General features: G+C 73.4%; 17 protein-coding genes and 1 riboswitch. Of the genes, 7 read left to right on the top strand and 10 right to left on the bottom strand.

Annotated elements, in window-relative coordinates:
* Positions 1 to 693: a hemerythrin domain-containing protein gene (locus ACFZB3_RS06445; protein WP_391370603.1), complete on the bottom strand. Its 693-nt coding sequence runs from the start codon at positions 691 to 693 to the stop codon at positions 1 to 3.
* Positions 694 to 849: 156 nt separating this feature from the next.
* Here ACFZB3_RS06445 and ACFZB3_RS06440 point away from each other — a divergent pair, with 156 nt between their 5' ends.
* The gene (locus ACFZB3_RS06440; protein WP_391370600.1) at positions 850 to 4,176 is read left to right on the top strand and encodes a BTAD domain-containing putative transcriptional regulator; all 3,327 of its coding nucleotides are present in this window, start codon (positions 850 to 852) and stop codon (positions 4,174 to 4,176) included.
* 32 nt (positions 4,177 to 4,208) lie between these two features.
* On the opposite strand, the gene pgm is transcribed toward ACFZB3_RS06440, so the two are convergent.
* The 8 genes from pgm to ACFZB3_RS06400 form a co-directional block, all read right to left on the bottom strand.
* On the bottom strand, positions 4,209 to 5,849 hold the full coding sequence (gene pgm, locus ACFZB3_RS06435) for a phosphoglucomutase (alpha-D-glucose-1,6-bisphosphate-dependent) (protein WP_391370598.1): 1,641 nt from the start codon (positions 5,847 to 5,849) through the stop codon (positions 4,209 to 4,211).
* A gap of 120 nt (positions 5,850 to 5,969) precedes the next feature.
* Positions 5,970 to 6,356: a barstar family protein gene (locus tag ACFZB3_RS06430; protein WP_391370596.1), complete on the bottom strand. Its 387-nt coding sequence runs from the start codon at positions 6,354 to 6,356 to the stop codon at positions 5,970 to 5,972.
* A 128-nt stretch (positions 6,357 to 6,484) separates the two neighbouring features.
* Positions 6,485 to 7,240, bottom strand: coding sequence for a CbtA family protein (locus ACFZB3_RS06425; protein WP_391370593.1), 756 nt, complete (start codon positions 7,238 to 7,240; stop codon positions 6,485 to 6,487).
* A 22-nt stretch (positions 7,241 to 7,262) separates the two neighbouring features.
* Complete coding sequence (locus ACFZB3_RS06420) at positions 7,263 to 7,484, bottom strand: CbtB-domain containing protein (RefSeq protein ID WP_351960613.1); 222 nt, start codon at positions 7,482 to 7,484, stop codon at positions 7,263 to 7,265.
* Positions 7,485 to 7,520: 36 nt separating this feature from the next.
* Positions 7,521 to 7,662: riboswitch (cobalamin riboswitch) on the bottom strand.
* 67 nt (positions 7,663 to 7,729) lie between these two features.
* The gene (locus ACFZB3_RS06415; RefSeq protein ID WP_391370590.1) at positions 7,730 to 8,785 is read right to left on the bottom strand and encodes a 3-hydroxyisobutyryl-CoA hydrolase; all 1,056 of its coding nucleotides are present in this window, start codon (positions 8,783 to 8,785) and stop codon (positions 7,730 to 7,732) included.
* A gap of 258 nt (positions 8,786 to 9,043) precedes the next feature.
* Positions 9,044 to 10,051: a VOC family protein gene (locus ACFZB3_RS06410; protein ID WP_391370587.1), complete on the bottom strand. Its 1,008-nt coding sequence runs from the start codon at positions 10,049 to 10,051 to the stop codon at positions 9,044 to 9,046.
* Positions 10,048 to 10,911: an alpha/beta fold hydrolase gene (locus tag ACFZB3_RS06405; protein ID WP_391370585.1), complete on the bottom strand. Its 864-nt coding sequence runs from the start codon at positions 10,909 to 10,911 to the stop codon at positions 10,048 to 10,050. The genes ACFZB3_RS06410 and ACFZB3_RS06405 overlap by 4 nt, the downstream gene beginning before the upstream one ends.
* 11 nt (positions 10,912 to 10,922) lie before the next feature.
* The gene (locus tag ACFZB3_RS06400) at positions 10,923 to 12,527 is read right to left on the bottom strand and encodes a bifunctional 3-(3-hydroxy-phenyl)propionate/3-hydroxycinnamic acid hydroxylase (RefSeq protein WP_391370582.1); all 1,605 of its coding nucleotides are present in this window, start codon (positions 12,525 to 12,527) and stop codon (positions 10,923 to 10,925) included.
* 126 nt (positions 12,528 to 12,653) lie between these two features.
* Here ACFZB3_RS06400 and ACFZB3_RS06395 point away from each other — a divergent pair, with 126 nt between their 5' ends.
* The 6 genes from ACFZB3_RS06395 (at position 12,654) to ACFZB3_RS06370 (ending at position 23,133) form a co-directional block, all read left to right on the top strand.
* Positions 12,654 to 13,703, top strand: coding sequence for an amidohydrolase family protein (locus tag ACFZB3_RS06395; protein WP_391370579.1), 1,050 nt, complete (start codon positions 12,654 to 12,656; stop codon positions 13,701 to 13,703).
* A 131-nt stretch (positions 13,704 to 13,834) separates the two neighbouring features.
* Positions 13,835 to 15,031: an imelysin family protein gene (locus ACFZB3_RS06390; protein ID WP_391370576.1), complete on the top strand. Its 1,197-nt coding sequence runs from the start codon at positions 13,835 to 13,837 to the stop codon at positions 15,029 to 15,031.
* Complete coding sequence (gene efeB / locus ACFZB3_RS06385) at positions 15,028 to 16,275, top strand: iron uptake transporter deferrochelatase/peroxidase subunit (RefSeq protein WP_391370573.1); 1,248 nt, start codon at positions 15,028 to 15,030, stop codon at positions 16,273 to 16,275. The genes ACFZB3_RS06390 and efeB overlap by 4 nt, the downstream gene beginning before the upstream one ends.
* A 213-nt stretch (positions 16,276 to 16,488) precedes the next feature.
* Positions 16,489 to 18,294: an alkaline phosphatase family protein gene (locus ACFZB3_RS06380; protein ID WP_391370570.1), complete on the top strand. Its 1,806-nt coding sequence runs from the start codon at positions 16,489 to 16,491 to the stop codon at positions 18,292 to 18,294.
* Positions 18,295 to 18,510: 216 nt separating this feature from the next.
* Entirely contained in the window at positions 18,511 to 20,409 is a 1,899-nt protein-coding gene (gene phsA / locus ACFZB3_RS06375; RefSeq protein ID WP_391370567.1) for an O-aminophenol oxidase PhsA, read from the top strand.
* Positions 20,410 to 20,760: 351 nt separating this feature from the next.
* Positions 20,761 to 23,133: a SpoIIE family protein phosphatase gene (locus ACFZB3_RS06370; protein WP_391370565.1), complete on the top strand. Its 2,373-nt coding sequence runs from the start codon at positions 20,761 to 20,763 to the stop codon at positions 23,131 to 23,133.
* A gap of 11 nt (positions 23,134 to 23,144) precedes the next feature.
* Here the strand turns inward: ACFZB3_RS06370 and ACFZB3_RS06365 are convergent, their stop codons facing one another.
* On the bottom strand, positions 23,145 to 23,768 hold the full coding sequence (locus tag ACFZB3_RS06365) for a TMEM175 family protein (RefSeq protein ID WP_391370562.1): 624 nt from the start codon (positions 23,766 to 23,768) through the stop codon (positions 23,145 to 23,147).
* Positions 23,769 to 23,912: the final 144 nt, after the last annotated feature.

Genomic DNA, 23,912 nt, shown 5'->3' with positions numbered 1-23,912 from the left:
CTACTCTCCGTCCAGCGGGCCACGCATGGCCCGGCGGTAGGCGAGATACTGGCGGCGGCCGACGGCCCGCCACAGCAGCCGGCCGATCAGCGGGGCCTTGCCCAGGAAGAAGGCGGTCTCCTCGGGGGTGGCCTCCTCCAGGATCGCGCCGAGGGCCAGCATGCGCTTGTTCTTCGGCAGCCCTTCCAGGCCGCGTTGTCCGACCAGTTCCCATTCCGGGACGGTGAGGTGCTCGGCGACCAGCGGGAGCAGCGACTGCTCCTCCTCGTCGAGGTGCTCCAGGAGCGCGATCCGGTGTGCGTCCAGGGCCAGCGCCAGTTCCTCGCCGGGTATCCGGTCTCCGGACCGCTCCCACAGGAGCAGCCACTCGTCGACGGCCGCCAGGGTGTGGTCGATCGCCTCGTGCTGCTCCGTCATCAGCGCCACCAGCGCCCCGTCGTGTGCGGCGCGCTCCCGCAGCAGCGGCCAGATCAGCTCGTCCTCGGCGTGGTGATGGTGGTGCAGGCCGAGGATGTAGTCGCGCAGGGCGGCGGCGACCCGCGCCGCACGGGCCCGGTCGCCGTCGGGCACGGCACGCACCAGCCGGGGCAGCAGTGCCGACTCGCGGCGGAAGACCCGGTGGACCACGACCATTTCGTGGGTATGAGGACGCTCTGCGGTGGCGGAGGCGCCGTGGCTGCTGTTGAGGGACACGCTTGCTTGCTCCAACGATCCGGTGTGTGCGGTGAGCTGCCCACGGTCGCGCCCTCCCCTTGGCGTCCGCTTGGCGGCCGGCTTGGCGGTCCCGTCCAGTGCGCGTTCAACGTCTGTTGACAGGATGCACACGGCGCTCGGGTAGATTCCGGCGGCGTGCTGCGTTTGCGAGTCCTGGGTCCGCTGGGTGCCGAAGTCGCCGGGACACCGGTCGAGCTGGGCGCTCCGCGGCAGCGTGCCGTGCTGGCCCTGCTGGTCGCGGCCCGGGGCGGTGTCGTACCCGTGGACCGGATGACGGACGCGCTGTGGCGGGGTGAGCCGCCGGCCAAGGCCGGTGCGTCGCTGCACGCCTATCTGTCCAACCTGCGCCGGTCGCTGGAGCCGGGGCGCCCGCCGCGGGCCCCGGCCAGCGTGCTGGTCACCGTGGCGCCCGGGTACGCCCTGCGGCTGGCCGCGGACGCGGTGGACGCCTGGCGGTTCGAGACCTGGGTGGAGCGCGCCCGCACCGCGTCGGCCGAGGAGGCCCGGCGGCTGCTCGCCGAGGCGCTCGGCTGGTGGCGGGGGCCGGCCTTCGCCGAGCACGCGGACGAGGAGTGGGCCGCCGCCGAGGTGGCCCGGCTGACCGGGCTGTACGCGGAGGCCCGGGAGCTGGCCGTGGCCGCGGATCTGCGTACCGGCCGGGCGGCACGGGCCGCGGCCGACGCCGAGTCGCTGGTCCGGGAGAGCCCGCTGCGCGAGGAGGGCTGGCGGCTGCTCGCGCTCGCCCACTGGGCCTGCGACCGGCAGGCCGACGCCCTCGCCGCGGTGCGCCGCGCCACCGCCGTCCTCCGCGCCGAACTGGGCTGCGATCCGGGGCCCGCCCTGCGGGAGCTGGAGCACGCCGTGCTCAACGGGCGGCTCGACGTGCTGCGTGCGGCCGGGCCCGAGCCCGCCGCCGGACTCCCCGCGCGCTCCGGACCGGGTCTGTTCGTCGGCAGGGGCCCGGAACTGCAGACCCTGGACGGGGCTGCCCGGGCCGCACGCCAGGGCGGCGGCCTGGTGCTGGTCACGGGCGCGGCCGGGGCCGGCAAGTCCGCGTTCCTGGACCGGGCCGCCGCCCGGCTGCGCGAGGCCGGCTGGCGGGTGGTGGTCGGGCGCTGCCCCGAGTACGAGGGCGCACCGCCCGCCTGGGCCTGGGTGGAGGCGCTCGGCGCGCTGGCCCGCGAGGTGCCCCCGGCCAGGCCGGAGGAGCTGACGGTGCTGCTGCGGGAGCCGGAGGCCACGGCCGCCCCCGCCCCGGACGGCGAGGCCAGCGCCGGCCGCTTCCGCATGCACCGCGCCTTCGCCGCCTGGCTGCGCGCCGCGGCCTCCGGGGCGCCCCTCGCCGTCCTCCTTGAGGACCTGCACCGGGCGGACGCCGAGACCCTGGCCCTGGTCGAGGCGGCGGCCGCGGTCACCGGGGTGCCGCTGCTCACCGTCGCCGGGTACCGGCCCGGCGAGGTCGGCGAGCACCTGCTCAAGACCCTCGCCCACCTCGCCCCGGCCGCCCCGCACCGGATCGCGCTGGGCGGCCTGCCGCTCCAGGACACGGCCACCCTGGTGAACGCCGTCTGCGGGGCACCCGTGGCCGCGGAGACGGTGACGGCGCTCGCCGAGCGCACCGGCGGCAATCCGTTCTACGTCCTGGAGAGCGCCCGGCTGCTGGCCGACGAGGGCGCCCTGGTCGCGGTCTCCGAGGTCCCCCAGGGGGTGCGGGACGTGCTGCGCAGGCGCCTCGCCCTGCTGCCGCCCGCCGCCCGGTCCGTCGTACAGCTCACCGCCGTGCTGGGTCTGGAGGCCGAGGTGGCGCTGCTCGTCGACGCCGCCGACGCGGACGAGGAGGAGGTGCTGGAGGGGCTCGACGCGGCGCTCGGCGCCGACCTGCTCGCCGAACCCGGGCCCGGCCGCGTCCGGTTCGTGCACGCCCTGGTCCGCGACACCGTCTACGCCGACCTGTCCGGCGCCCGGCGCTCCCGGCTGCACGCCCGCGTCGCGCGTCTGCTGCGCCACCACCGGCCCGGCGAACTCGCCGCCCTGGCCCACCACTTCGCCCGCTCCGGCGGCGCGGCCGACGCGCCGCTCGCCGTCGACTACGCCCTGCGGGCCGCCGAGGCCGCCGAGCGGCGCTACGCCCACGACGTCGCCGTCACCCTGATCCAGCAGGCGATCGACACCCACACCGCGGCCGCCGGCGACGACACCCCGCCCGACCGGCTGATCGAGCTGTCGGTACGGCTGCTGGGCGCCCAGGTGCGCACCGGTGCCACGGACACGGCCCGGCGCACCCGGCAGCGCGCGGTGGAACTCGCCGAGCAGGCCGACCGGGGCGACCTGGTCGCGGCCGTGTACGGGGCCTGGACCGAGCCCGCGCCCTGGCGCAGCCGGCTCGAAGGACCGTTCGACCGGACCGCGCTGACCCGCCTGGAGCGGCTCGCCGCCGATCCCGGCCTCGACGGCCCGACGCGGGCCCGGGTCCTCCAGGTGCTCGTCGACTCGGTGGCCGCGGAGGACCCGTCCCGGGCCCAGCAGGCGGCCGACGCCCAGCTGGCGCTCGCCCGTGCCGACGGCGAACCGCGCCTGATGGCCGCCGCGTTGATGACCTCGGCACGGCTGCTGCCGCACGAGACCGGCGCCGGCACCCGGCCGCAGCTCACCACCGAGCTGCGCGACCTGGCCCGGGCCCACGACCTGCCCGCCTACCGCTGGGTCTGCGAGAACCTGGACGCGATGACCGCCGCCGCCCGCAACGACCCGGCGGCCGTGCACCGGCACACCGCGGAGGGACTGGTCCTCGCCCGCCGCTACCGGCTGGTGTGGGCGCAGGGGCTCAGCGCGGCGACCACCGCCATGCTGGCCTGCGTGACCGGGCGCTTCGCGGCGGCGGAGGCCGCCTACGCCGAGGCGGACACCCTGCTGCAGCGGGTGGGCGCCCACCACGCCACCGGTCTGCGCACGCTCGGGCTGATCACCATGCGGCTCGTCCAGGACCGGGCAGCCGATGTCGAGCCGCTGGTCCGGGCCGTGTACGAGTCGGCGCCCGGCCAGGTCGCGGTGGCGTGGGCGCTGGTCCTGGCGCGCCTGGGCAGACTCGACGAGGCGCGTGCCGTACCCGTCTCCGCGGAACCGCCGCGGGACCATCTCTACGGCCTGGAGCTCGACTTCCGCGCCGAGCTCGCCGTGCTCCTCCGGGACCACGACACGGCGGCCGCCCTCCTCGGGCACCTGCGGCCGCTGCGGGACCAGCTGGCCGGCGCGGCGGGCGCGGCGTACGCGAGCCGTCCGCTCGCGCACGCCCTGGCCGACCTGCACCGGCTGCTCGGCGAGGACCGGGCGGCGGCCGAGGGCTACGCGCTGGCCGCGCGCACCGCGCACGCCTGGGGCTCGGCCCATCTCGCGGCGGACGCCCGCCGGGCCGGGGCGGACCTGGCCGAGGACCGGGCCCGCCGCCGCACCTTCGCGACCTGACGGCCCGGCACCGGGCCGCCGTGCCCGCGTCGTCAGCCGCCGAGTGCGGTGTTCACCACCGCCTTGGCCTCCTCCTGCACACGGGCCAGGTGGTCGGGGCCCTGGAAGGACTCGGCGTAGATCTTGTAGACGTCCTCGGTGCCGGACGGGCGGGCCGCGAACCAGGCGTTCTCCGTGGTCACCTTGATGCCGCCGATCGCCGCGCCGTTGCCCGGGGCCTCGGTCAGGACGGCGGTGACCGGCTCCCCCGCCAGGGTCTCGGCGGTGACCTGGGCCGGGGAGAGCTTCGCGAGGAGGGCCTTCTCCTCGCGGGTGGCCGGGGCGTCGATACGGGCGTACGCGGGTTCACCGAAGCGGGCGGTGAGGCCGGCGTAGTGCTCGGACGGGGTCCGGTCCGTCACGGCCGTGATCTCGGAGGCCAGCAGGGCGAGCAGGATGCCGTCCTTGTCGGTCGTCCAGACCGAGCCGTCACGGCGCAGGAAGGAGGCGCCGGCCGACTCCTCGCCGCCGAACCCGATCGCCCCGCTGACCAGTCCGTCCACGAACCACTTGAACCCGACCGGGACCTCGACCAGTCGGCGGCCGAGGTCGGCGGCGACCCGGTCGATCATCGAGGACGAGACGAGGGTCTTGCCGATGCCCGCACCCGCCGCCCACCGCTCGCGGTGGCGGTAGAGGTAGGAGATGGCGACGGCGAGGTAGTGGTTGGGGTTCATCAGGCCGGCGTCGCGGGTGACGATGCCGTGCCGGTCGGCGTCGGCGTCGTTGCCGGTGGCGACGCGGAACTCGTCCCGCTTCTCGATGAGCGAGGCCATCGCGTACGGCGACGAGCAGTCCATGCGGATCTTGCCGTCCCAGTCCAGCGTCATGAACCGCCAGGTGGGGTCGGTGTACGGGTTGACCACGGTGAGGTCGAGCCCGTGCCGTTCGGCGATCCGGCCCCAGTAGGCGACGGAGGCGCCGCCGAGCGGGTCGGCGCCGATGCGCAGTCCGGAGGCCCGGACCGCGTCCATGTCGAGGACGCTGGGCAGGTCGTCGACGTAGACGCCCATGAAGTCGTACCGGCCGGTGGCCGGCGCGGCGAGCGCGCGCTCGTACGGGATGCGCTGCACGTCCTTCATCCCGCCCGCGATGATCTCGTTGGCGCGGTCCTGGATCCAGGAGGTGGCGTCGGACGCGGCGGGGCCGCCGCTGGGCGGGTTGTACTTGAAGCCGCCGTCGGCGGGCGGGTTGTGCGAGGGGGTGACCACGACGCCGTCCGCGAGGCCGGTGGTGCGGCCCCGGTTGTGGGTGAGGATGGCGTGCGAGACGGCGGGGGTCGGGGTGTAGCCGTCGGCGCTGTCGACGAGCACGGTGACGCCGTTGGCCGCGAAGACCTCCAGGGCGGTGACCTTGGCCGGCTCCGACAGGGCGTGGGTGTCGGCTCCGAGGAAGAGGGGGCCGTCGGTGCCCTGGCCGCTCCGGTACTCGCAGATGGCCTGGCTGGTGGCGGCGATGTGGTCCTCGTTGAACGCGGTCGCCAGTGACGATCCGCGGTGTCCCGAGGTGCCGAACGCCACCCGCTGGCCCGGGTCGGACGGGTCGGGGTGCAGTGCGTAGTAGGCCGTGACCAGCCGGGCCACGTCGACGAGGTCCTCCGGAGCCGCCGGCCGGCCCGCTCGCTCATGCGGCATGAGTCCACTTCCTCCGCAGTCGTTGATCGATCGCTCGCCGCCCATCTTTCCTTGTCAGCGGCCCCGGACGCGAGTGCGGCACCGGCCGCGCGCCGAAGACACGGCGGGTTCACGGCGAGTTCACAGCAGTCGTACCGTCTCCGGGGCCCGCTCCTCGAAGATCTCGACCAGCCAGTCGAAGACGGTGGCCCCGCGTCCGGCGCGGGCCTCGGCCAGCTCCGCCGCCACGGCGGCACGGTTGGTCGGGTGGCAGCGGGTGAGCCGGATCTCCAGCTGGCGGGCGGTCTCCGCGTGGCCGAGGTGCGCGCGGGAGGTCTCGTGGTCGCGCCACTCGAAGACGAAGTCGCCGTCGTCGGGCGTGCCGAAGCCGCCCCTGAGGCAGTCGACGAACGCGTCGAGGTTGCGGCCGAAGTAGCCGCCGGGTCCGTTGACCGCCTCCCCGACGACCTGCCAGAAGTCCTCCAGGGTGCGGATCGCGGTGCCGTCCAGTACATAAGTCGCCGTCACGGCCGCAGGATACGGCCGGCGGCCCGCGTACACCGGTGAACGCCCGAGGGCCCCCGGACGGTTCCGGGGGCCCTCGGGTGTCGTTCGGTGTGCCGATCGGTCTACCGGTCGGTGTGCCGTGCCGCGGGTCAGTGCGGTGCGGGCACCCTGCGCGCGGCGGCCGGCGCCTTCGCCGGCTTCGGGTTGAGGACGCGCTCGGCCAACTCGCCGAACAGCAGGCCGAATCCACCCCACAGCACCGCCTGGATGGCGAGCGCCGAGAGCCGGAACCGCCACAGCAGGGTGGCCGGGAAGTCCGCCGGCACCTCGTTGACGACCGGCAGGAACTGGTACGCCAGCCCGATGACCACGCCGAACGCGGCCACCGCGAGCACGGTCGCCCACCAGGTGCCCAGCCGCGGCTGGAGCCGCTTGCCGAGGATGGTGGCGGCCACCGCGAGGAGCACGCTGAGCAGCATCATCAGGAAGTACAGCGTGGTCCGTTTGCCGATGGTGTCCGGGTCGCCCACCGACGGCGGGTTGGCCGGGTACTTCAGGAACGGCACCACGTACACGGCGACCAGGGCGCAGCCGGACAGCAGCAGCGCCGTCGCCCGCGGCGAGAAGCGGCCGACGCGGCCGAGGGCGAAGGAGAAGGCCAGGGCGGCGATGCCCCCGAAGGCGACCCCGTAGACGAGGACGCCGGTGGCCAGGCCGGCGGTGGACTGCAGGGAGCGGGAGACGACCTCCATCTCGTGCTCGTGCGAGTGGGCGTCCTCGAAGCTGATCGCCTTGTCGACGTTCGGCTCACCGAGTACGTAGGCGACGACGAGGGCGAGCAGGCCAGCGGCCAGGCCGGCGAGCATGCCCCGCACCAGGAGGTTGCGAACCGTTGCGGAGTTCATGGGTGGTACGGCGTCCCTCGTGTCAGTGGCAGGGGAAGCCGAGCAGGTGGCGGGCGTCGTGCACCCACTCGTGGACGTCCGTGCCGCTGAACACGGAGGTGGCGCCCTGTTCGGCGCCGACGAAGTAGAGCAGGACCAGCATCAGGATGCCGAAGAAGACCGCCCAGGGAGCTATCGCGGACAGCGGCAGCTTGGCGGGGACGGCGGGGGTGTTGGCTGTCGGCGGAGCGACGGTCTGCGCCATGGCAGGACCTCCTCTGGGAGTTCGCGTCCCATCTCGGTGGTGCACAGGACGACGGCCACGGGTCTGACTCACGAGCGGCCCGGGGGCTCTCGCATACAGTGGCGCGACCGTTCCGGATTCCCACCGGGTTCCGTCTCGCCGTCGTCGATATCGGACAGACCGTACCGCGTGTCAGGAGCACGGCCAAGACCGCGTCACCAGGCGTGATCTTCGTCTCGCGCCTGGTGGACGGCGGTTGGGGCGGGTCAGACGGGTGGGGCGAGGCCGAGTTCGCGTTCGCCGAGCGGGGCGAAGAAGCGGTCCACGTCGGCGTCGGTGACCCCGGCGAGGGTGGCCGGGGACCAGTGCGGGGTGCGGTCCTTGTCGACGACCTGGGCGCGGATGCCCTCCACCAGGTCATGGGTGGCGAGGGTCGCGCAGGAGACGCGGTACTCCTGGTCCAGGACCCGCTCCAGCGAACCGAGTTGCCGGGCCCGGCGCAGCGCCGCCAGCGTGACCTTCAGGGCGGTGGGGGACCTGGTGAGCAGGGTGTCCGCCGCCTCCTTCGCCGCCGGGTCGCCGTGTGCGAACAGCCGCTGGACGATCTCCTCGACGGTGTCGGCCGCGTAGCAGGCGTCGATCCACGCCCGCTGCCCGGCCAACTCCCCGTCGGGCGCCTGCCGTACCTGCCGGGCGAGTGCTTCGGGCACGGGCAGGCCGGCGAGGTCGGCGACGAACGCGGGGATCGAGCCGGACGGCAGGTAGTGGTCGGCGAGTCCGCAGAGCATGGCGTCGGCGGCGCCGATCCGGGCGCCGGTCAGGGCGAGATGGGTGCCGAGTTCGCCGGGCGCGCGGCCGAGCAGATACGTGCCGCCGACGTCGGGCACGAAGCCGATGCCGGTCTCCGGCATGGCGATCCGCGACCGCTCGGTGGCGATCCGGACGCGGCCGTGTGCCGAGACACCGACCCCGCCGCCCATCACGATGCCGTCCATGAGCGCGACATACGGCTTCGGGTACCGGGCGATGCGGGCGTTGAGCCGGTACTCGTCCCGCCAGAACGCGGCCGCCGCCGACCCGTCGCCGTCCCGGGCGTCGTCGTGGACGGCGCGGATGTCCCCGCCCGCGCACAGGCCGCGCTCCCCCGCGCCGGTGATGACGACGGTCTGCACGGCCGGGTCCCGCTCCCATGCCGTGAGCGCCTCGTCGATGCGGCGCACCATGGCGTGCGAGAGCGCGTTGATGGCCTTCGGCCGGTTGAGCGTGATGTGCGCGGCCCGTCCGCGGACGTGCAGCAGGACGTGTTCGTCGGCGCCGGTCATCCGGACACCTCCGCCGGGCCGCGGGCCACGATGAGGCGCATGATCTCGTCGGTTCCTTCCGGGAGCGGGTGGACGCGTGGTCGGGGACGATCTTCTCGTGACCGTTGCGTCCACGGCACGCCGACCCGTCGGAGGGCGTCCCGGGCCCTGCGGGACAGCCCCCGGGGGCGGCGGCCGACGGCGCCGAGGAAGCGGAGTCCGCTGCGGGAGCGGTACGGGGACACGCCGACCGCCTCGTGCCGGGTGACGGTCCGGGCGTCAGTCGTCGGGGATGCCGGCACCGCTGAGCGCGGGGACGGTCTTCTCCGGGTGGAGCAGGGAGCGGGCGCCGAGGCGGAACTGGCCGAGCCTGTCGAGGATGGTCCGGCCGACCGGGGTGTGGCCCCAGATGCTGATGCCCTGGTGGGTGCCGGGTTCCCAGGTGGACTCGTCGATGACGAGGGGGTTCCAGCCGACCTCCCACTCGAAGCCCGAGGGGGTGCGGGCGTAGTAGGAGAGTTCCTTGTCGTTGGTGTGCTGCCCGACGGACAGGGCCATGTCGAAGCCGAGTTCGTGGACACGTCGGTAGCTGCGGGCCAGGTCGTCCAGGGAGGCGGCCTGGATGTTCACGTGCTGGACGCGGGTGCGGACCGGGTCGATGGGCAGGCCCTGGACCGCGGCGACGGCGATGGAGTGGTGGCGTTCGTTGACGCGCAGGAAGCGGATCTTGAGTTTGACGCCGCCGATGGTCTCGTCGATGTAGTCGGTGAGTCGGGCGTCGAAGACGGTGTCGAAGTAGCCGCGCATCAGGGCGGGTCTGGCCGAGGTGATGGCGACGTGGCCCATCCCCGAGTCGCCGGTGACCCAGCCGGACGCCCGCATCCTCAGGGGTTCCGAAGAGGTGAGGGGGGTGGTGTAGATCTCCTGGGCGATGCCCTTGGGGCCGGGGAAGCGCAGCAGCCGCTCGACGCCGCGCAGCTTCGCCTCCTCGGCGGTGCCGGCCACCGCGGGGACGCCGTGGGCGCGGACGCGGGCCTCGATCCGCTCGAACGTCGTGTGGTCGTCGAGGTGCCAGCCGAGGGCGACCACGTCCTCGGCGGGGCCGCGCCGCAGGAGGAACCGGCATGCGTGGTCGTCGAGCCGGAACCGCATCAGGTCGCGGGAGAGGTCGTCGTGGTGCATGCCGATGGCGTCGGTGCCGAAGCGGCGCCAGTCGGTGAACTTCTCCGTCTCGACGACCAGATAACCGAGATGGACGGAGCCGAAGACGTCGGGACGCGTGGTCATCGGCGGCCTGCCAGGAAGTCGCCGCACAGACGGTTGAACAGCTCGGCCCGCTCCCACTGCACCCAGTGCCCGGTGTTCGCCACCATGTACAGGTCGCAGTCGGGCATGCGCTCGGCCAGCATCCGGCCGCCGGACGGCCGGTTGACCCTGTCCGCCGCGCCCCACAGCACCAGGGTCGGCACCGGCAGCCGTTCCAGGCGCCTGTCGCGGGTGAAGTCCGTCTTCCACACGGTGCGCAGGGACTTCGGACGCGTCAGCGGCGGGGCCGCGACGACCTCGGGGTCGATGCTGTCCCGGTAACGGGAGTCGATGACGGAGTCGGGCACCTCGGCGGCGTTGAAGACGAGGTGGGTGCGGATGAACTTCTCCAGCTTCGGCCGCGAAGGGCCGTCCCCCGTGTAGTAGTCGAGGAGGCTGGTGAGGCCGGGCGTGGGCAGGGCGCGGGTGGTGCCGATGCCGCCGGGGCCCATGAGGACCATGCGGCCGACCCGGTCGGGGGTGTCCAGGGCCAGGCGCAGCGCGCAGGCACCGCCGTAGGAGTTGCCGACCAGGTGCGCCTTTTCCAGGCCGAGTCGGTCCAGCAGGCCCCGGATGTGGCCGGCGAGGTAGCCGAACGGGTCGCGCCCGTCGACGCCCTTGCTGCTGCGGCCGTAGCCGGGCAGGTCGGGCACGATGACCCGGTACTCCTTGGCCAACTCGGCGATGTTGCGGCTGTAGTTGGAGACTCCCGAGGCGCCGGGTCCGCCGCCGTGCAGGAGGAGGACGGGCGGGCCGTCGCCGGTCTCCGCGACGAAGATCTTCCTGCCGCGGACGTCGAGCAGAGACTCGTGCATCGTCGTCGGCTGGCTGTGTGTGGTCATGGGGGCGGTCCTCACTGGGCGGAGACGGCGGCCGGTCGCGGGGCGGGGGCGAATCCGGCCGGCGGCGGAGGGAGCCGGGCGCCGGCGGGCGCGGCGGCGTAGACGTAGGCGTCGGGGCGCAGGGCGAGGGTGGTCACGCCGTGTTCCGCCAGCCAGGGCAGCAGCACGCCGTCGCTGTCCACGACCGCGTTCCCGGCGGGGCGTGAGCCCGCGGGCAGGACGGCCAGTGCGGGCACACCGGCCCGCTCCCAGGCGGGCTGCGGGCGGGACGGGCCGAGGTGCAGCAGCAGCCAGCGGCCGCCGAGCACGTCGTCCAGCCGGACCCGCTCCCCGTCGGAGCCGGTCACCCAGGGCTGCGGGATCTGCCGGCCGGAGGCCTTGGTGCGCGGTCGGGCCTGGAACCCCTGCGCGTAGGACGCGACCGGTATCCAGTTCGAGTCCACCAGCCGGGCGGTGAGCCACTTCGCCGGGCGGATCGCGCGCAGCACGCCGTTCCGGGCCCGGGCCACCGGGAGTCTGCGTTCGGTGATGAGCCGGCCGACGAGCACCGCCCGCCGGGTCACCTCCCGCACGTGCGGCTTGCGCTCGGTCTCGTAGGAGTCCAGGACCGACTCCGGCAGCTCGCCCCGCAGCACCGCGGCCAGCTTCCAGCACAGGTTGGCCGCGTCCCGCACGCCCGCCGCCATGCCCTGGCCGATCCACGGCGGCATCGCGTGCGCGGCGTCTCCGGCCAGGAAGACCCTGCCCACCCGGAACCGGGCGGCGAAGCGGACGTGGTGGCTGTAGACCGTCGCCCGCAGGATCCTGATCCGGTCCCGTCCGATGCCGTACCGCGAGACCATCGCGTGGATCGCGTCGTCCGTGGTCAGGTGCTTCTCGTCGTCGCCGGGCAGGACCGGGAACTCCCACCGGTGGTGGCCCAGCGGCGTCGGGCAGTCCACCGCCGGGCGCGCCGGGTCGCAGCGGAACCGCAGCCGGTCGTGGTCGGGCCACGGCTTCAGCATCTCGGTGTCGACGACCACCCAGCGGTCCTCGTACGTCCGCCCCTCGTACCCCACGTTGAGCTGGGCACGGGTGAGACTGGAGCCGCCGTCGGCCGCGATCACGTACCGCGCGCGCAGGCGTCGTACCGAGTCGTCGGCGCCGGCCACGGTCAGCTCGACGCCGGTGCCGTCCGCGGACTCGCGCAGCCGCAGGCACTCGTGGCGCAGCAGCACCTCCACGTTCGGGTAGCGGCCGACCCCCTCGCGCAGGACCTGCTCCAGGGCGGGCTGGTAGAGGAACATCTGCGGCGGATGCCCGTGGCCGCGCGGGGCGGGGCGGGCGGTGAGGAAGGTGCGGCCCCGCGCGTCGACGAAGTCCAGCGGCCGCTCGGCGAGCATGTCGAGCTTCAGGCGCTCGGCCAGCCCGGTCCGCTGCCAGATCCGGATGACCTCCTCGTCCGTGGAGATCGCCCGCGCACGGGAGAAGACATCGGCCTCCCGCTCCACCACCACGACCCTGAGGCCCGTCCCGCCCAGCAGGTTCGCCGCGGTCACCCCCGTGGGTCCGTAGCCGATCACCGCCACGTCGTAGGTGTCGTCGGCTCTGTTCACGGCGCTCGTCTCACTGCTCACCGGGCCACCTCATGTCGCTCCCGTCGCGGCTCATTGCTGTAGCGTCTACTCCAATTGGAGCAAGCGCTACGTTAAGCAGGCCGCCAGAGGGCGGTCAAGTACGGTCGCAAGGGGAAAGGCAGTCCCATGACCAGCGCACCTCGCCGGATCGACGTCCATCAGCACCTGATCCCGCCCTTCTACCGGGACGCCCTCGCCGGGCACGGGATCAGCGAGGCGGGCGGCCGCGCCCTGCCCGGGTGGAGTCCCGGGGCGGCGCTGGAGCAGATGGACCTGCTCGGCACCGGGACGGCGATCCTGTCCGTGTCCACGCCGGGCACCGGATTCCTCGCCGAACCCGGCGAGGCCACCGCCATGGCCCGGCGGCTGAACGACTTCTCCGCCGCGCTCGCCGCCGGGCACCCCGGCCGTTTCGGCTGGTTCGCCACCCTGCCGCTGCCGGACGCCGCCGCGGCCGCCCGGGAGGCCCAAAGGTCGCTCGCCGGGCTCGGCGCCGACGGCGTCACCCTGCTCGCCAACACCGACGGCGACTACCTCGGGGCCGACGGCCAGGACGCCCTGTGGCGGGTGCTGGACGAGCACGGCGCCGTCGCGTTCGTGCACCCGGCCGAGCTGCCCGGGCCCGCCGTGGCCGGGATCCCGCCGTTCGCCGCCGACTTCCTCCTCGACACCACCCGCGCCGCCTACCTCCTGGTACGCAATGGCGTCGTGCGCCGGTACCCGCACATCCGGTTCGTCCTCAGCCACGCGGGCGGCTTCGTGCCGTACGCCTCGCACCGCATGGCCGTCGCCCTCGCCGCCGACACCGGGCGCAGTCCGCTGGACGTCCTGGAGGACCTCCGCGGCTTCTACTTCGACACCGCGCTCTCCTCCAGCCCGGCCGCGCTGCCCACGCTGCTCGCCTTCGCCCGGCCCGGGCACGTCCTGTTCGGCAGCGACTGGCCGTTCGCGCCGGCCGCGGCGGGCCAGTACTTCGCCAACGGGCTGGACAGCGGCGTCGACCCCGACACCCTCGCGGCCGTCGACCGCGGCAACGCCGAGGCGCTCTTCCCACGGCTGGCGGCCGGCACCCCCGCCCAGGCTCCCGCCCGCCCGCTCGCCGCACGGCTGCGGCAGTCCGTGCGGCGCGCCGGGGCCCGCGCCTTCTTCCGGATGGTCCAGCCCGGTACCGACTGAGCGGCTTCCACGGAGGTCCGGTGAACCGGCAGGGAACTCTTGGTCATGGGTTTCCCTGGACGGCCGTTCGAGTACAAAGGGCTGCCTAACATGAGGCGATCACGAACGGTACGAACCCCCGGGAGCTCGGGATGGTGTTGTCCGGCCTCAGGTGGAGGTCGTTGCGTCCCTGGACGGTCGTCGGTGTCGCCGTCGTGTGCCTGGTGGCCGGAGTACTGGCGCTCACGCACGACTCACGCCCCGCACACGCCGATCCGGCCGCGCTGCCGCACACCACGGTGGAGGTGTCCGCCAGCCGCTGCGGCCGGGGGTGGGACGCGCCGGTGTCCGGCGTCCAGGTCTTCGACCTGCACAACCCGACCGACGGGGCGGCCGAGGTCTTCCTGGAGGACCCGGGGAGCCAGGCCGTGTACGGCGAGGTGGAGGACATCGGGCCCGGTACCACCCGGGAGCTGACCGTCCGGCTCGGCAAGGGCGCGTACGCGTTCAAGTGCGTGCCGGACGACGCCGACGCCGTCACCGGGCCGACCGTGCGGATCGCCAGGGGCAGCAGCGGCCCGGCCGCGGCCCCGGTCACCGAGCACGACCTGATCCCGCCCGCGCTCGCCTACCAGAAGTGGGTCGGCGGCGGCCTGTCCGACGTCGTACGGCTGACGACCGCGCTGCGGGCCGCGATCGACCGCGGCGACCTGTCCGCCGCCCGCACCGCCTGGCTGCCGGCGCACCTGGAGTACGAGCGGCTGGGCGCGGCGTACGACGCCTTCGGCGACGCCGACGGCGCGATCAACGGCACGGACGCGGGGCTGGCCGGCGAGGTGCACGACAAGGACTTCACCGGGTTCCACCGGATCGAGTACGGCCTGTGGCACGGCGAGTCCGCGGCCGGCCTGCGCGGCCCGGCGGCGGACCTGGTGAAGGCGGTCACCGGGCTGCGCGACGACTGGGCGCAGACCCGGATGGACCCCGCCCAGCTGGGGCTGCGGGCCCACGAGATCCTGGAGAACACGGTGCAGTTCGAGCTGACCGGCCGTACCGACTACGGCAGCGGCAGCAACCTCGCCACCGCCCGCGCCAACCTGGACGGCACGGTGGAGGTCATGTCCCGGCTGCACCCGCTGCTGGCCTCCCGGTACGCGGACCTGGCCGGTCTGGAGGGCGAGTTGAAGCAGGCCGGCACGGTGCTCGACGGCTTCGGGCACGGCGGCACCTGGACCCCGCTCGGAAAGCTCGGCCACCGGCAGCGCGAGGACGTCGACGCGGTCCTCGGCGACCTGGTGGAGCGGCTGGCGTCGGTGGCGACCCTGTGCGATCCACGGAGGACGGTATGAGCGCGAACGAGACGGCGGGCAGCGGCGGAGTGGGCCGCCGCGGGTTCCTGCGCGGCGCGGCCCTCGCGGGCGCCGGGCTGGCCGCGGGCGGTGCGGCCGCCCCCGGCACGGACCCCACCGCCCCCGGCGCCACCGCCTCCGGCGCGATCGCTCCCTTCCACGGCGCCCGCCAGCAGTCCGCGATCGCCGCGCCCCGCCGGACGACCGTGTTCACCTCCTTCGACGTCACCGCCGAGAGCCGCGCCGAGCTGACCGAGCTGCTGCACACGCTCACCGACCGCGCCCGCTTCCTGACCTCGGGCGGCACCCCGGACCCGGTCGGAATCACCGGCCCGCCCGCCGACTCGGGCGTCCTCGGCGAGCAACTGCCCTCCGGTGCGCTGGCGGTGACCGTCGGCGTCGGCGGCTCGCTCTTCGACGACCGGTACGGGCTCGGGAGACTGAGGCCGCGCCGGCTGACGGCGATGCCCGCCTTCCCGGACGACGACCTGCGGCCCGAGTGGTGTCACGGCGACCTCAGTTTGCAGTTGCACGCGGACGACACCGACACCGTGCTGCACGCACTGCGCGACATCGCCCGGCACACCCGGGGCGGCATGCAGGTCCGCTGGCGGCTGGACGGCTTCACCAGCCCGCCCCGCCCGTCCGGCACCCCGCGCAACCTGCTGGGGTTCAAGGACGGCACCGCCAACCCGGAGACCACCAGCGCCCGGGAGATGGACCGGCTGGTGTGGGTCGGCAAGGACGCGGGCGAACCGGAGTGGGCGGTCGGCGGCAGCTACCAGGTGGTGCGGCTGATCCGCATGCTGGTGGAGTTCTGGGACCGGGTCTCGCTCAGCGAGCAGGAGCGGATGTTCGGCCGTTCCCGGGAGTCCGGGGCGCCCCTGGACGGCAACGCCGAGCACGACACGCCCGATTACCCCGACGACCCCAAGGGCGACGTCATCCCGCTGGACGCGCACATCCGGCTGGCCAACCCGCGCACCACGGCCACCGCCGACCAGCGGCTCCTGCGCCGCGCCTACAACTACGACCGGGGCATGGACGGCAACGGCAACCTCGACATGGGCCTGCTGTTCTGCTGCTACCAGCAGGACCTGGCCCGGCAGTTCGAGACCGTGCAGAAGCGGCTGGCCGGGGAGCCGCTGGTCGACTACATCTCGCCGTTCGGCGGCGGCTACTTCTTCGCCCTGCCCGGGGTACGGGACCGGAACGACTGGTACGGACGCGCTCTCCTCACCTGAGCTTGTTCGAACAACTCCGCGGCAATTCCGTAGCCCAGACGGTCAATACACAGTCAAGATTTGCCCCAGCATCCCTGACCCGGTGTTCATTCACCCGCCATCATGGCTCCGCCGGAACGCCCGCGAACGAGCGAAGCATCACTGCCTGTACGACGCAGTGACGTTCATGCCCGGAGGGGAACCAGCATGGCCAGCACAGGAAGACGAACCGCGATGAGGAGCATCGGCGCTCTCGCGGGGGCCGCCGCACTCACGGTCCTCGGGAGCACCGCGCCCAGCTGGGCCGCCGTACCCGCCGGGCACAGCAGCGGCTCGTCGACCGCGACCCCGATCAAGCACGTGGTCGTGCTGTTCGACGAGAACATCTCCTTCGACCACTACTTCGCGACCTACCCGAAGGCCGCGAACACCGACGGCACGAAGTTCACGGCGTCCAAGAAGACCCCGAAGGACATCGACACCGTCGCGCACGCCGGGCTGCTGACGAAGAACCCGAACCAGTACGCGCCGAAGCGGCTCTCCTCGTCGCAGGCGATGACCTGCGACCAGAACCACTCCTACGGGCCCGAGCAGCTGGCCTACGACGGCGGCAAGGCCGACCAGTTCGTCCAGAACACCGAGGTCGACAAGTGCTCCGGCGGCCTGTTCGGCGAGCCGGGCCTGGTGATGGACTACTACGACGGCAACACCGTCACCGGTCTGTGGAACTACGCCCAGCAGTACGCCCTCAACGACCGGTCCTACAGCTCGGTCTACGGCCCGTCCACGCCCGGCGCGCTCAACCTGATCTCGGGTCAGACGCACGGCGCGATCTCGGTGGACTCGGTCACCGGCAAGCAGACGTCGACGCCCGACTCGTACGCCATCGCGTCGCCGAACGCCAAGGGCGTCGGCACGGTCGTCAACGACCCCGACCCGGCCTACGACGACTGCTCCGACAAGGACCACACCAGCACCAGCGCGCTGGCCTCGCTGCAGGGCAAGAACATCGGTGACCTGCTCAACTCCAAGCACGTGACGTGGGGCTGGTTCCAGGGCGGCTTCCGCCCGTCCACGGCGTACAGCGGCACATCCGGCTCCTACGCCAAGTGCGACACCACGCACACCAACGTCGGCGGCGCCTCCGTGGTCGACTACAGCCCGCACCACAACCCGTTCTCGTACTACAAGTCGACGTCCAACCCGCACCACGTGGCGCCGAAGAACGTCAACGAGATCGGCCACAACGGCCAGGCGAACCACAACTACGACCTGACCGACTTCACCGCGGCCGCCAAGGCCGGCAAGCTCCCGGCCGTCAGCTTCCTCAAGGCCGGTGAGTACCAGGACGGCCACGCGGGCTACTCGGACCCGACCGACGAGCAGCACTTCCTCGTCAACGAGATCAACGCCGTCCAGAGCTCGCCGCAGTGGAAGTCCACCGCGATCGTCATCGCGTACGACGACTCCGACGGCTGGTACGACCACGCCTACGCCAAGCCGCGCAACGGCTCCAAGGACAGCACGGTCGGCTCCAACGGCAAGGCCCTGGACAGCGCGGCCTGCCAGGCCGGTCCGGCCGCGTCCGGCGGCTACGCCGACCGCTGCGGCCCGGGCACCCGGCAGCCGCTGCTGGTCATCTCGCCCTACAGCAAGGTGAACAAGGTCGACCACACCCAGACCGACCAGGCCTCGATCACCCGCTTCATCGAGGACAACTGGCGCACCGGCCGCGTCGGCGACCACTCCTTCGACGCGACCGCCGGCTCGCTGACCAACATGTTCGACTTCCGGCACCCGAACAACAAGCAGGTGCTGCTGAACTCGGACGGTTCCGTCAAGCACATCGGCCCGATCCGCCACGTCTCCGCGGTGAGCACCCACATCACCCCGGGCCCGGCGATGGTGAACACGGCCGCGACGACCGACTCCGGCCAGTTCCCGGCCCTCCCGGTCAGCCTCGGTGCGGGCGCCCTGGTGGCCGCCGGCGCCACGGGCACGTACCTGACGCTCCGCCGCAGGCAGCGCACCACCGCCTGACGCCGGCCCCCGCCCTGACCCGCTCGGCACGGTCCTCCTCCCCGGACCGTGCCGAGCGGCGTTTTTCCGGGCACCGGAAACCTGGCCGGAAATACTCACCCTTTCGGGTGGAACGGGGCATTCCTGGAACGTCGGGCGTGACTCGGGAGTCCTGTGGAGTGACGGGAGAAGAACCGCAGAACACGAGAGAGCCACAGAACACGGGGGTGTTCGACCTTGACCGAGATCATCGACAGGACCACCGAGAGCGGCGCGGGCGCGGGGGAAGCGGCGCCGGCCCCGGAGGAACTGGCGCCGTACGTGACGCCGTTGCCGGTCCCGCCCGTCCTGCGGCCCGGCACCGGCGACGTCCTGCGCGAGACGGAGATCGCGCTGCGCCCGGCCTGGGTCCGGCTGCACCCGCAGCTCCCACCGACCCTGATGTGGGGGTACGACGGGCAGGTGCCGGGCCCGACCATCGAGGTCCGGCGCGGGCAGCGCGTCCGCATCGCCTGGACCAACCGGATCCCCAGGGGCAGCGAGTATCCGGTCACTTCGGTGGCGGTGCCGCTGCGCACCGACGGCCGGCCGCAGCCGAGCACCGAGCCCGGCCGCGAGGGCGCCGAGCCGGACAAGGACGTCGCCGCCCTGCCCGCCTGGACGGTGACCCACCTGCACGGAGCCCGGACCGGCGGGGGCAACGACGGCTGGGCGGACAACGCCGTCGGCTCCGGCGACGCCCAGCTCTCCGAGTACCCGAACGACCACCAGGCAGTGCAGTGGTGGTACCACGACCACGCCATGAACGTGACGCGGTGGAACGTACACACCGGCCTGTACGGCACCTACCTCGTCCGTGACGACGAGGAGGACGCCCTGGGGCTGCCGGGCGGGGAGCGGGAGATCCCGCTGCTGCTCGCCGACCGGAACCTGGACACCGACGAGGACGGCCGGCTCAACGGCCGGCTGCTCCACAAGACGGTGATCGTCCAGCAGCGGAACCCGGAGACGGGCAAGCCGGTCACCACCCCGTTCACCGGCCCGTACACCACGGTCAACGGCCGCATCTGGCCGTACGCGGAGGTGTCCGACGGCTGGTACCGCTTCCGGCTCGTCAACGCGTCCAACGCGCGCATCTACGACCTCGTCCTGGTCGACGAGGACGGCAGCCCGGTACCGGGCGTGCTGCACCAGATCGGCAGCGACGGCGGGCTGCTGCCCCGCCCGGTTCCGGTCGACTTCGACACGGCGCTGCCCACGCTCACCGTGGCCCCGGCCGAGCGCTTCGACCTGCTGGCCGACTTCCGGGGCCTGGAAGGCAGGAAGCTGCGCCTGGTCAACAAGGGCCGCAACCAGCCGCCCGGCGTGCCCGACCCGGCGGGTGACGTCCGCTACCCCGCCGTCCTGGAGTTCCGGGTCGGCTGCGGCGGTGCGGCGGACGGATTCGAGCTGCCCGAGGTGCTCTCCGGTTCCTTCCGGCGGCTCACGCACGACATCCCGCACGGCCACCGCCTGATCGTGCTCACCCCGCCGGCCACCAAGGGCGCGGGCGGGCACCCGGAGATCTGGGAGATGACGGAGGTCACCGACCCCGGCTCCGTCCAGGTTCCGGCCGAGGGCGTCATCCAGCTGACCGGGGCGGACGGCACCACGAAGACCTACCGGCGCACCTCCCGGACCTTCAACGACGCGCTGGGCTTCACCATCGCCGAGGGCTCCTACGAGCAGTGGAGCTTCCTCAACCTGGCGCCGATCGTCCACCCGATGCACATCCACCTGGCCGACTTCCAGCTGCTGGGCCGTGACCCCTACGACGTCTCCGGGTTCGACCCGGCGGTCGGCGGCACCACGAAGCCGATCGCGTTCAACGCCGCGACGCAGCTGCCGCTGGCGCCGAACGAGCTCGGCCACAAGGACGTCTTCCGGGTGCCGGGCGGCCAGGTCCTGCGCGTGATGGGGAGGTTCGACGGCGCGTACGGCCGCTTCATGTACCACTGCCACCTCCTCGAACACGAGGACATGGGCATGATGCGGCCCTTCGTGGTCATGCCCGAGGAGGCGATGAAGTTCGACCACGGCGCGGCCCACGGCGGACACGACGGACACGACGGACACGGGGAGGGCCACCCGGGCTGACCCCGCGACGCGGCTCGCGCCGGTACCCGACGCTCGGGATGCCCGTACGTCCACGCCGCCGGTGCCGGTCCGGGAGGGTCCGGCGGCGTGGCGTCCGGGGAGCGGCGAGCAGCCCCGGGCGCTCCTCGGCGGCGCTGCCGGGGCGTGCGTGCGGCAGGTGCGGCACGTGCGGCCGGGTCGCCCGGTACCAGCCCGGAGGGGCTGCGGTCGCGGCCTCAGACGGCCGACGGCAGCCTGCGACGGCGCAGGTCGGCGGTGTCCGCCGGGTACCCGGAGATGTCGGCCGTGTGTGCGGTTGTCGTCCGCCGTGCGGCACGGGATGCTGAGGGAGCACGGAGGGAAGCGGTGCCCATGGATCGTTTTCCGAACGCGGCCGACGTCGATTTCCACAGTCCTCTGGACCTCACCAAGGCCGCGGCCGCGGTGCTGGACGCCGAAGGCCGCATCTCGGGATGGGGCCTCTCGGCCCAGCGCCTCCTCGGGCATCCGGCCGAGGACGTGCTCGGCCGGCCGGCGTCCCTGCTGCTGGCGACGGATCCCGGACCGCGGCCCTCCTCGCTCTGCACGGCGCACCGGCCCCGCAGCACGGTCCTGGACCTGGCCTGCCGGGACGGGCGTACCCTGCGCGCGGCAGTGAACTTCAGCCCGCTCGTCTCCCGGGGCACGGCCGCGACCGTCGTGGTCGCGGCGGAGCTGGAGGCGCTGCGCTGCTGGGAGGCGCAGCTGGCCCTGTTGCAGGGGCTGGCCACCGAGTCCTCCGTGGGCCTGACGATCTTCGACACCGACATGCGGGTCGTCTGGGGGAACGTCTCCACCGACCTGGAGCTCGCGGGGGTCGCCCAGTACGTCGGCCGTCCGGCCGCGGACCTGTTTCCGGAGGGCGAGTTCATCTCCCGCCACCATCCTCCGGACGAGGACCAGATCATGGAGCACGTGCTCACGACGGGCGAACCGATCATGGGCATGCACTACCGGGGGCGGGCCCCCGCCGACCCGGTGCGCGAGCACGTCTGGTCCTGCTCGTACCACCGGCTGGTGGACGCCCGTGGCGAGCCGCTGGGGCTGTTCGAGGAGTCGCTGGACATCACCGACCGCTACCGTGCCCAGGAACGGCTCTCGCTGCTCGTACGGGCGGGCAAGCGCATCGGCGCCTCGCTGGACGTGCGCCGTACGGCCGCCGAGCTCGCCGACGTGGCGGTGCCGCAGCTGGCCGACGAGGTGCTGGTGGACCTCCCGCCGGCGGTGATCGAGGGCCGGCAGCCGCCGACCGGGTCGGCACCCGGGCACAGCCTGCTGCGGATGCACGGCCGCACCCCGGAGGAGTTCCGCACCAGTCCCGTCTCCTACCCGCCGTCCTCGCCGCAGGCGATGAGCCTGGCCACCAGCCGCCCCGTCGTCGACGCCGCGCCGCCCGGGTCGACGGGCGAGCCGGTACCGGCCGGCCGGCGCTCCAGCCTGTTCGTACCGCTGCTCGCCCGGGACGCGGTCCTCGGCCTCGCCACGTTCCGGCGCAGCAGCAACCCCGATCCCTTCGGGCCCGAGGAGCAGACGCTCGCGGTGGAGCTGACCGAGCGGGCCGCCGTCGGCATCGACAACGCCCGCCGCTACACCAGCCAGCACGCCGCGGCCCTGGTGCTTCAGCGGAGCCTGCTGCCGCAGCGCCTGCCCGAGCAGAGCGCGGTCGACGTGGCGTACCGCTATCTGCCCGCGGACAGCCGGGTGGGCGTGGGCGGCGACTGGTTCGACCTGATCCCGCTCTCCGGCGCCCGGGTGGGGCTGACCGTCGGCGACGTGGTCGGCCACGGCGTGCACGCGGCCGCGACCATGGGCCGGCTGCGCGCCACCGTGCGGACCCTGGCCCTGCTGGATCTCGACCCGGCGGAGCTGCTCACCCGCCTCGACGGCCTGGTCGCGCAGGATTCCGAGCCGCACGCGGACGACGGGCTGGGCGACGAGGCGCTCGGGGTGACCTGCCTCTACGCGATCTACGACCCGGTGAGCGGCCGCTGTGTCTGGGCGAGCGCGGGCCATCCCCCGCCGATCGTCGCCGACGCGAGCGGTTCGGTGGCGCTGTCCGCGCTGGCTCCGGGGCCGCCCCTGGGGCTGGGCAGCCTGCCCTACGAGAACGTGGAGCTGAGCCTGTCCAACGGCAGCGTGGTGGCGTTCTTCACCGACGGGGTGGTGGAGGACCGGCGCACCGACATCGACAGCGGTATCGACCGCCTCGCCCATGTGCTGACCTGGCAGCGGTGCCCGCTGGAGGAGCTGTGCGACCGGGCGCTGTCGACGCTGCCACCGGGGCCGCAGGCGGACGACGCCACGCTGCTGCTGGTGCGCACCCGGCGGCTGGGCGCCGGCCAGGTGGCGGACCTGGAGCTGCCGCCGGACCCGGCGATGGTGGCGCGGGCGCGCACGGACACCGAGCGTCAGCTGGAGACCTGGGGCCTGTCCGACCTGGCGTTCACCGCGGAGCTGGTGGTGAGCGAGCTGGTCACCAACAGCATCCGGTACGCCACCGGGCCGGTGCTGCTGCGGCTGATCAGGGACCGCAGCCTGCTCTGCGAGGTCTCCGACAACGCGCACACGGCACCGCACCTGCGCCGGGCCCGCCGGGACGACGAGGGAGGCCGCGGCCTGTTCCTCGTCGCCCAGATGTCGCAGCGCTGGGGCACGCGCTACACCGGGTCCGGGAAGACCATCTGGGCCGAACTGGCCATCCCCTGACCCGCGCAGGCCTACGGCTGCTGTTCCCCGGGCGCGGCCGGTGCGACCGGGGCGGCCGGGTCCGGCGTCCGGTGCAGGAGGCGGACCGGGATCACCAGCAGCCACCAGTACTTGGCGAGGCCGGGCGACCAGAACGCCAGCGGGATCGCCGTGACGAAGACCAGGACGTGCAGGGCGCTGCGCCGGACCGACGTCCGCAGCTCCCCGGGGTCCGTGCCCGGGACCGCCAGCGTGGGGTCGGCCAGCAGGCGCAGGTACATCGCGCCGAGGAAGCCGAGGGACAGCGCGATCGAGCCCGAGTAGCACGCCGTGGCCGCAGCCGTCTCGCCGTACTCGCTGATCAGCTTGGTCGGGAAGGGCAGCGCCGCGGCGACCGCGAGCAGGGCGAAGTACAGGTAGAGCAGCCAGCGGTCGACGGTCCTGATCATCCTGAACAGGGCGTGCTGGGTCAGCCAGAGCACGCCGATGACGGCGAAGCTCAGCAGGTACGCGCCGACCGCGGGCAGCAACTCCCGCAGGGCGTGCGGGACTTCCGAGTCGTGCAGGCCTTCGGGGACGTTGATGTCGAGGGCGAGCAGGGTGATGGCGATGGCGAAGACGGCATCGCCGAGCATCGCCAGTCGCTCGGGACTCACGGCGGTCTCGCTACGACGCATCGTAGAGGGGCGGGAGTTGCTCATGTGGAGGGCACCAGGGGCTCGTCGGCGTACGGACGACGAAAGAGGTACCACACGGTGGTGTACGTACGGAGCGGGAAAGATCCCCCGGCCTGTGCCTTG

Source organism: Streptomyces sp. NPDC008092 (genome assembly GCF_042957285.1).
Classification (GTDB): domain Bacteria; phylum Actinomycetota; class Actinomycetes; order Streptomycetales; family Streptomycetaceae; genus Streptomyces.
Note: the sequence above shows the minus strand (reverse complement) of the source record. Positions and strands in the feature narration are given on the sequence as shown.

What these genes read in the sequence shown, in the direction of transcription:
- pgm (WP_391370598.1), bottom strand. Translation starts at nt 5,849, where the DNA reads ATGCCGCATGAGCGAGCGGGCCGGCCGGCGGCTCCGGAGGACCTCGTC.
- ACFZB3_RS06425 (WP_391370593.1), bottom strand. Translation starts at nt 7,240, where the DNA reads ATGAACTCCGCAACGGTTCGCAACCTCCTGGTGCGGGGCATGCTCGCC.
- ACFZB3_RS06420 (WP_351960613.1), bottom strand. Translation starts at nt 7,484, where the DNA reads ATGGCGCAGACCGTCGCTCCGCCGACAGCCAACACCCCCGCCGTCCCC.
- ACFZB3_RS06415 (WP_391370590.1), bottom strand. Translation starts at nt 8,785, where the DNA reads ATGACCGGCGCCGACGAACACGTCCTGCTGCACGTCCGCGGACGGGCC.
- ACFZB3_RS06410 (WP_391370587.1), bottom strand. Translation starts at nt 10,051, where the DNA reads ATGACCACGCGTCCCGACGTCTTCGGCTCCGTCCATCTCGGTTATCTG.
- ACFZB3_RS06405 (WP_391370585.1), bottom strand. Translation starts at nt 10,911, where the DNA reads ATGACCACACACAGCCAGCCGACGACGATGCACGAGTCTCTGCTCGAC.
- ACFZB3_RS06395 (WP_391370579.1), top strand. Translation starts at nt 12,654, where the DNA reads ATGACCAGCGCACCTCGCCGGATCGACGTCCATCAGCACCTGATCCCG.
- ACFZB3_RS06390 (WP_391370576.1), top strand. Translation starts at nt 13,835, where the DNA reads ATGGTGTTGTCCGGCCTCAGGTGGAGGTCGTTGCGTCCCTGGACGGTC.
- efeB (WP_391370573.1), top strand. Translation starts at nt 15,028, where the DNA reads ATGAGCGCGAACGAGACGGCGGGCAGCGGCGGAGTGGGCCGCCGCGGG.
- ACFZB3_RS06380 (WP_391370570.1), top strand. Translation starts at nt 16,489, where the DNA reads ATGAGGAGCATCGGCGCTCTCGCGGGGGCCGCCGCACTCACGGTCCTC.
- ACFZB3_RS06370 (WP_391370565.1), top strand. Translation starts at nt 20,761, where the DNA reads ATGGATCGTTTTCCGAACGCGGCCGACGTCGATTTCCACAGTCCTCTG.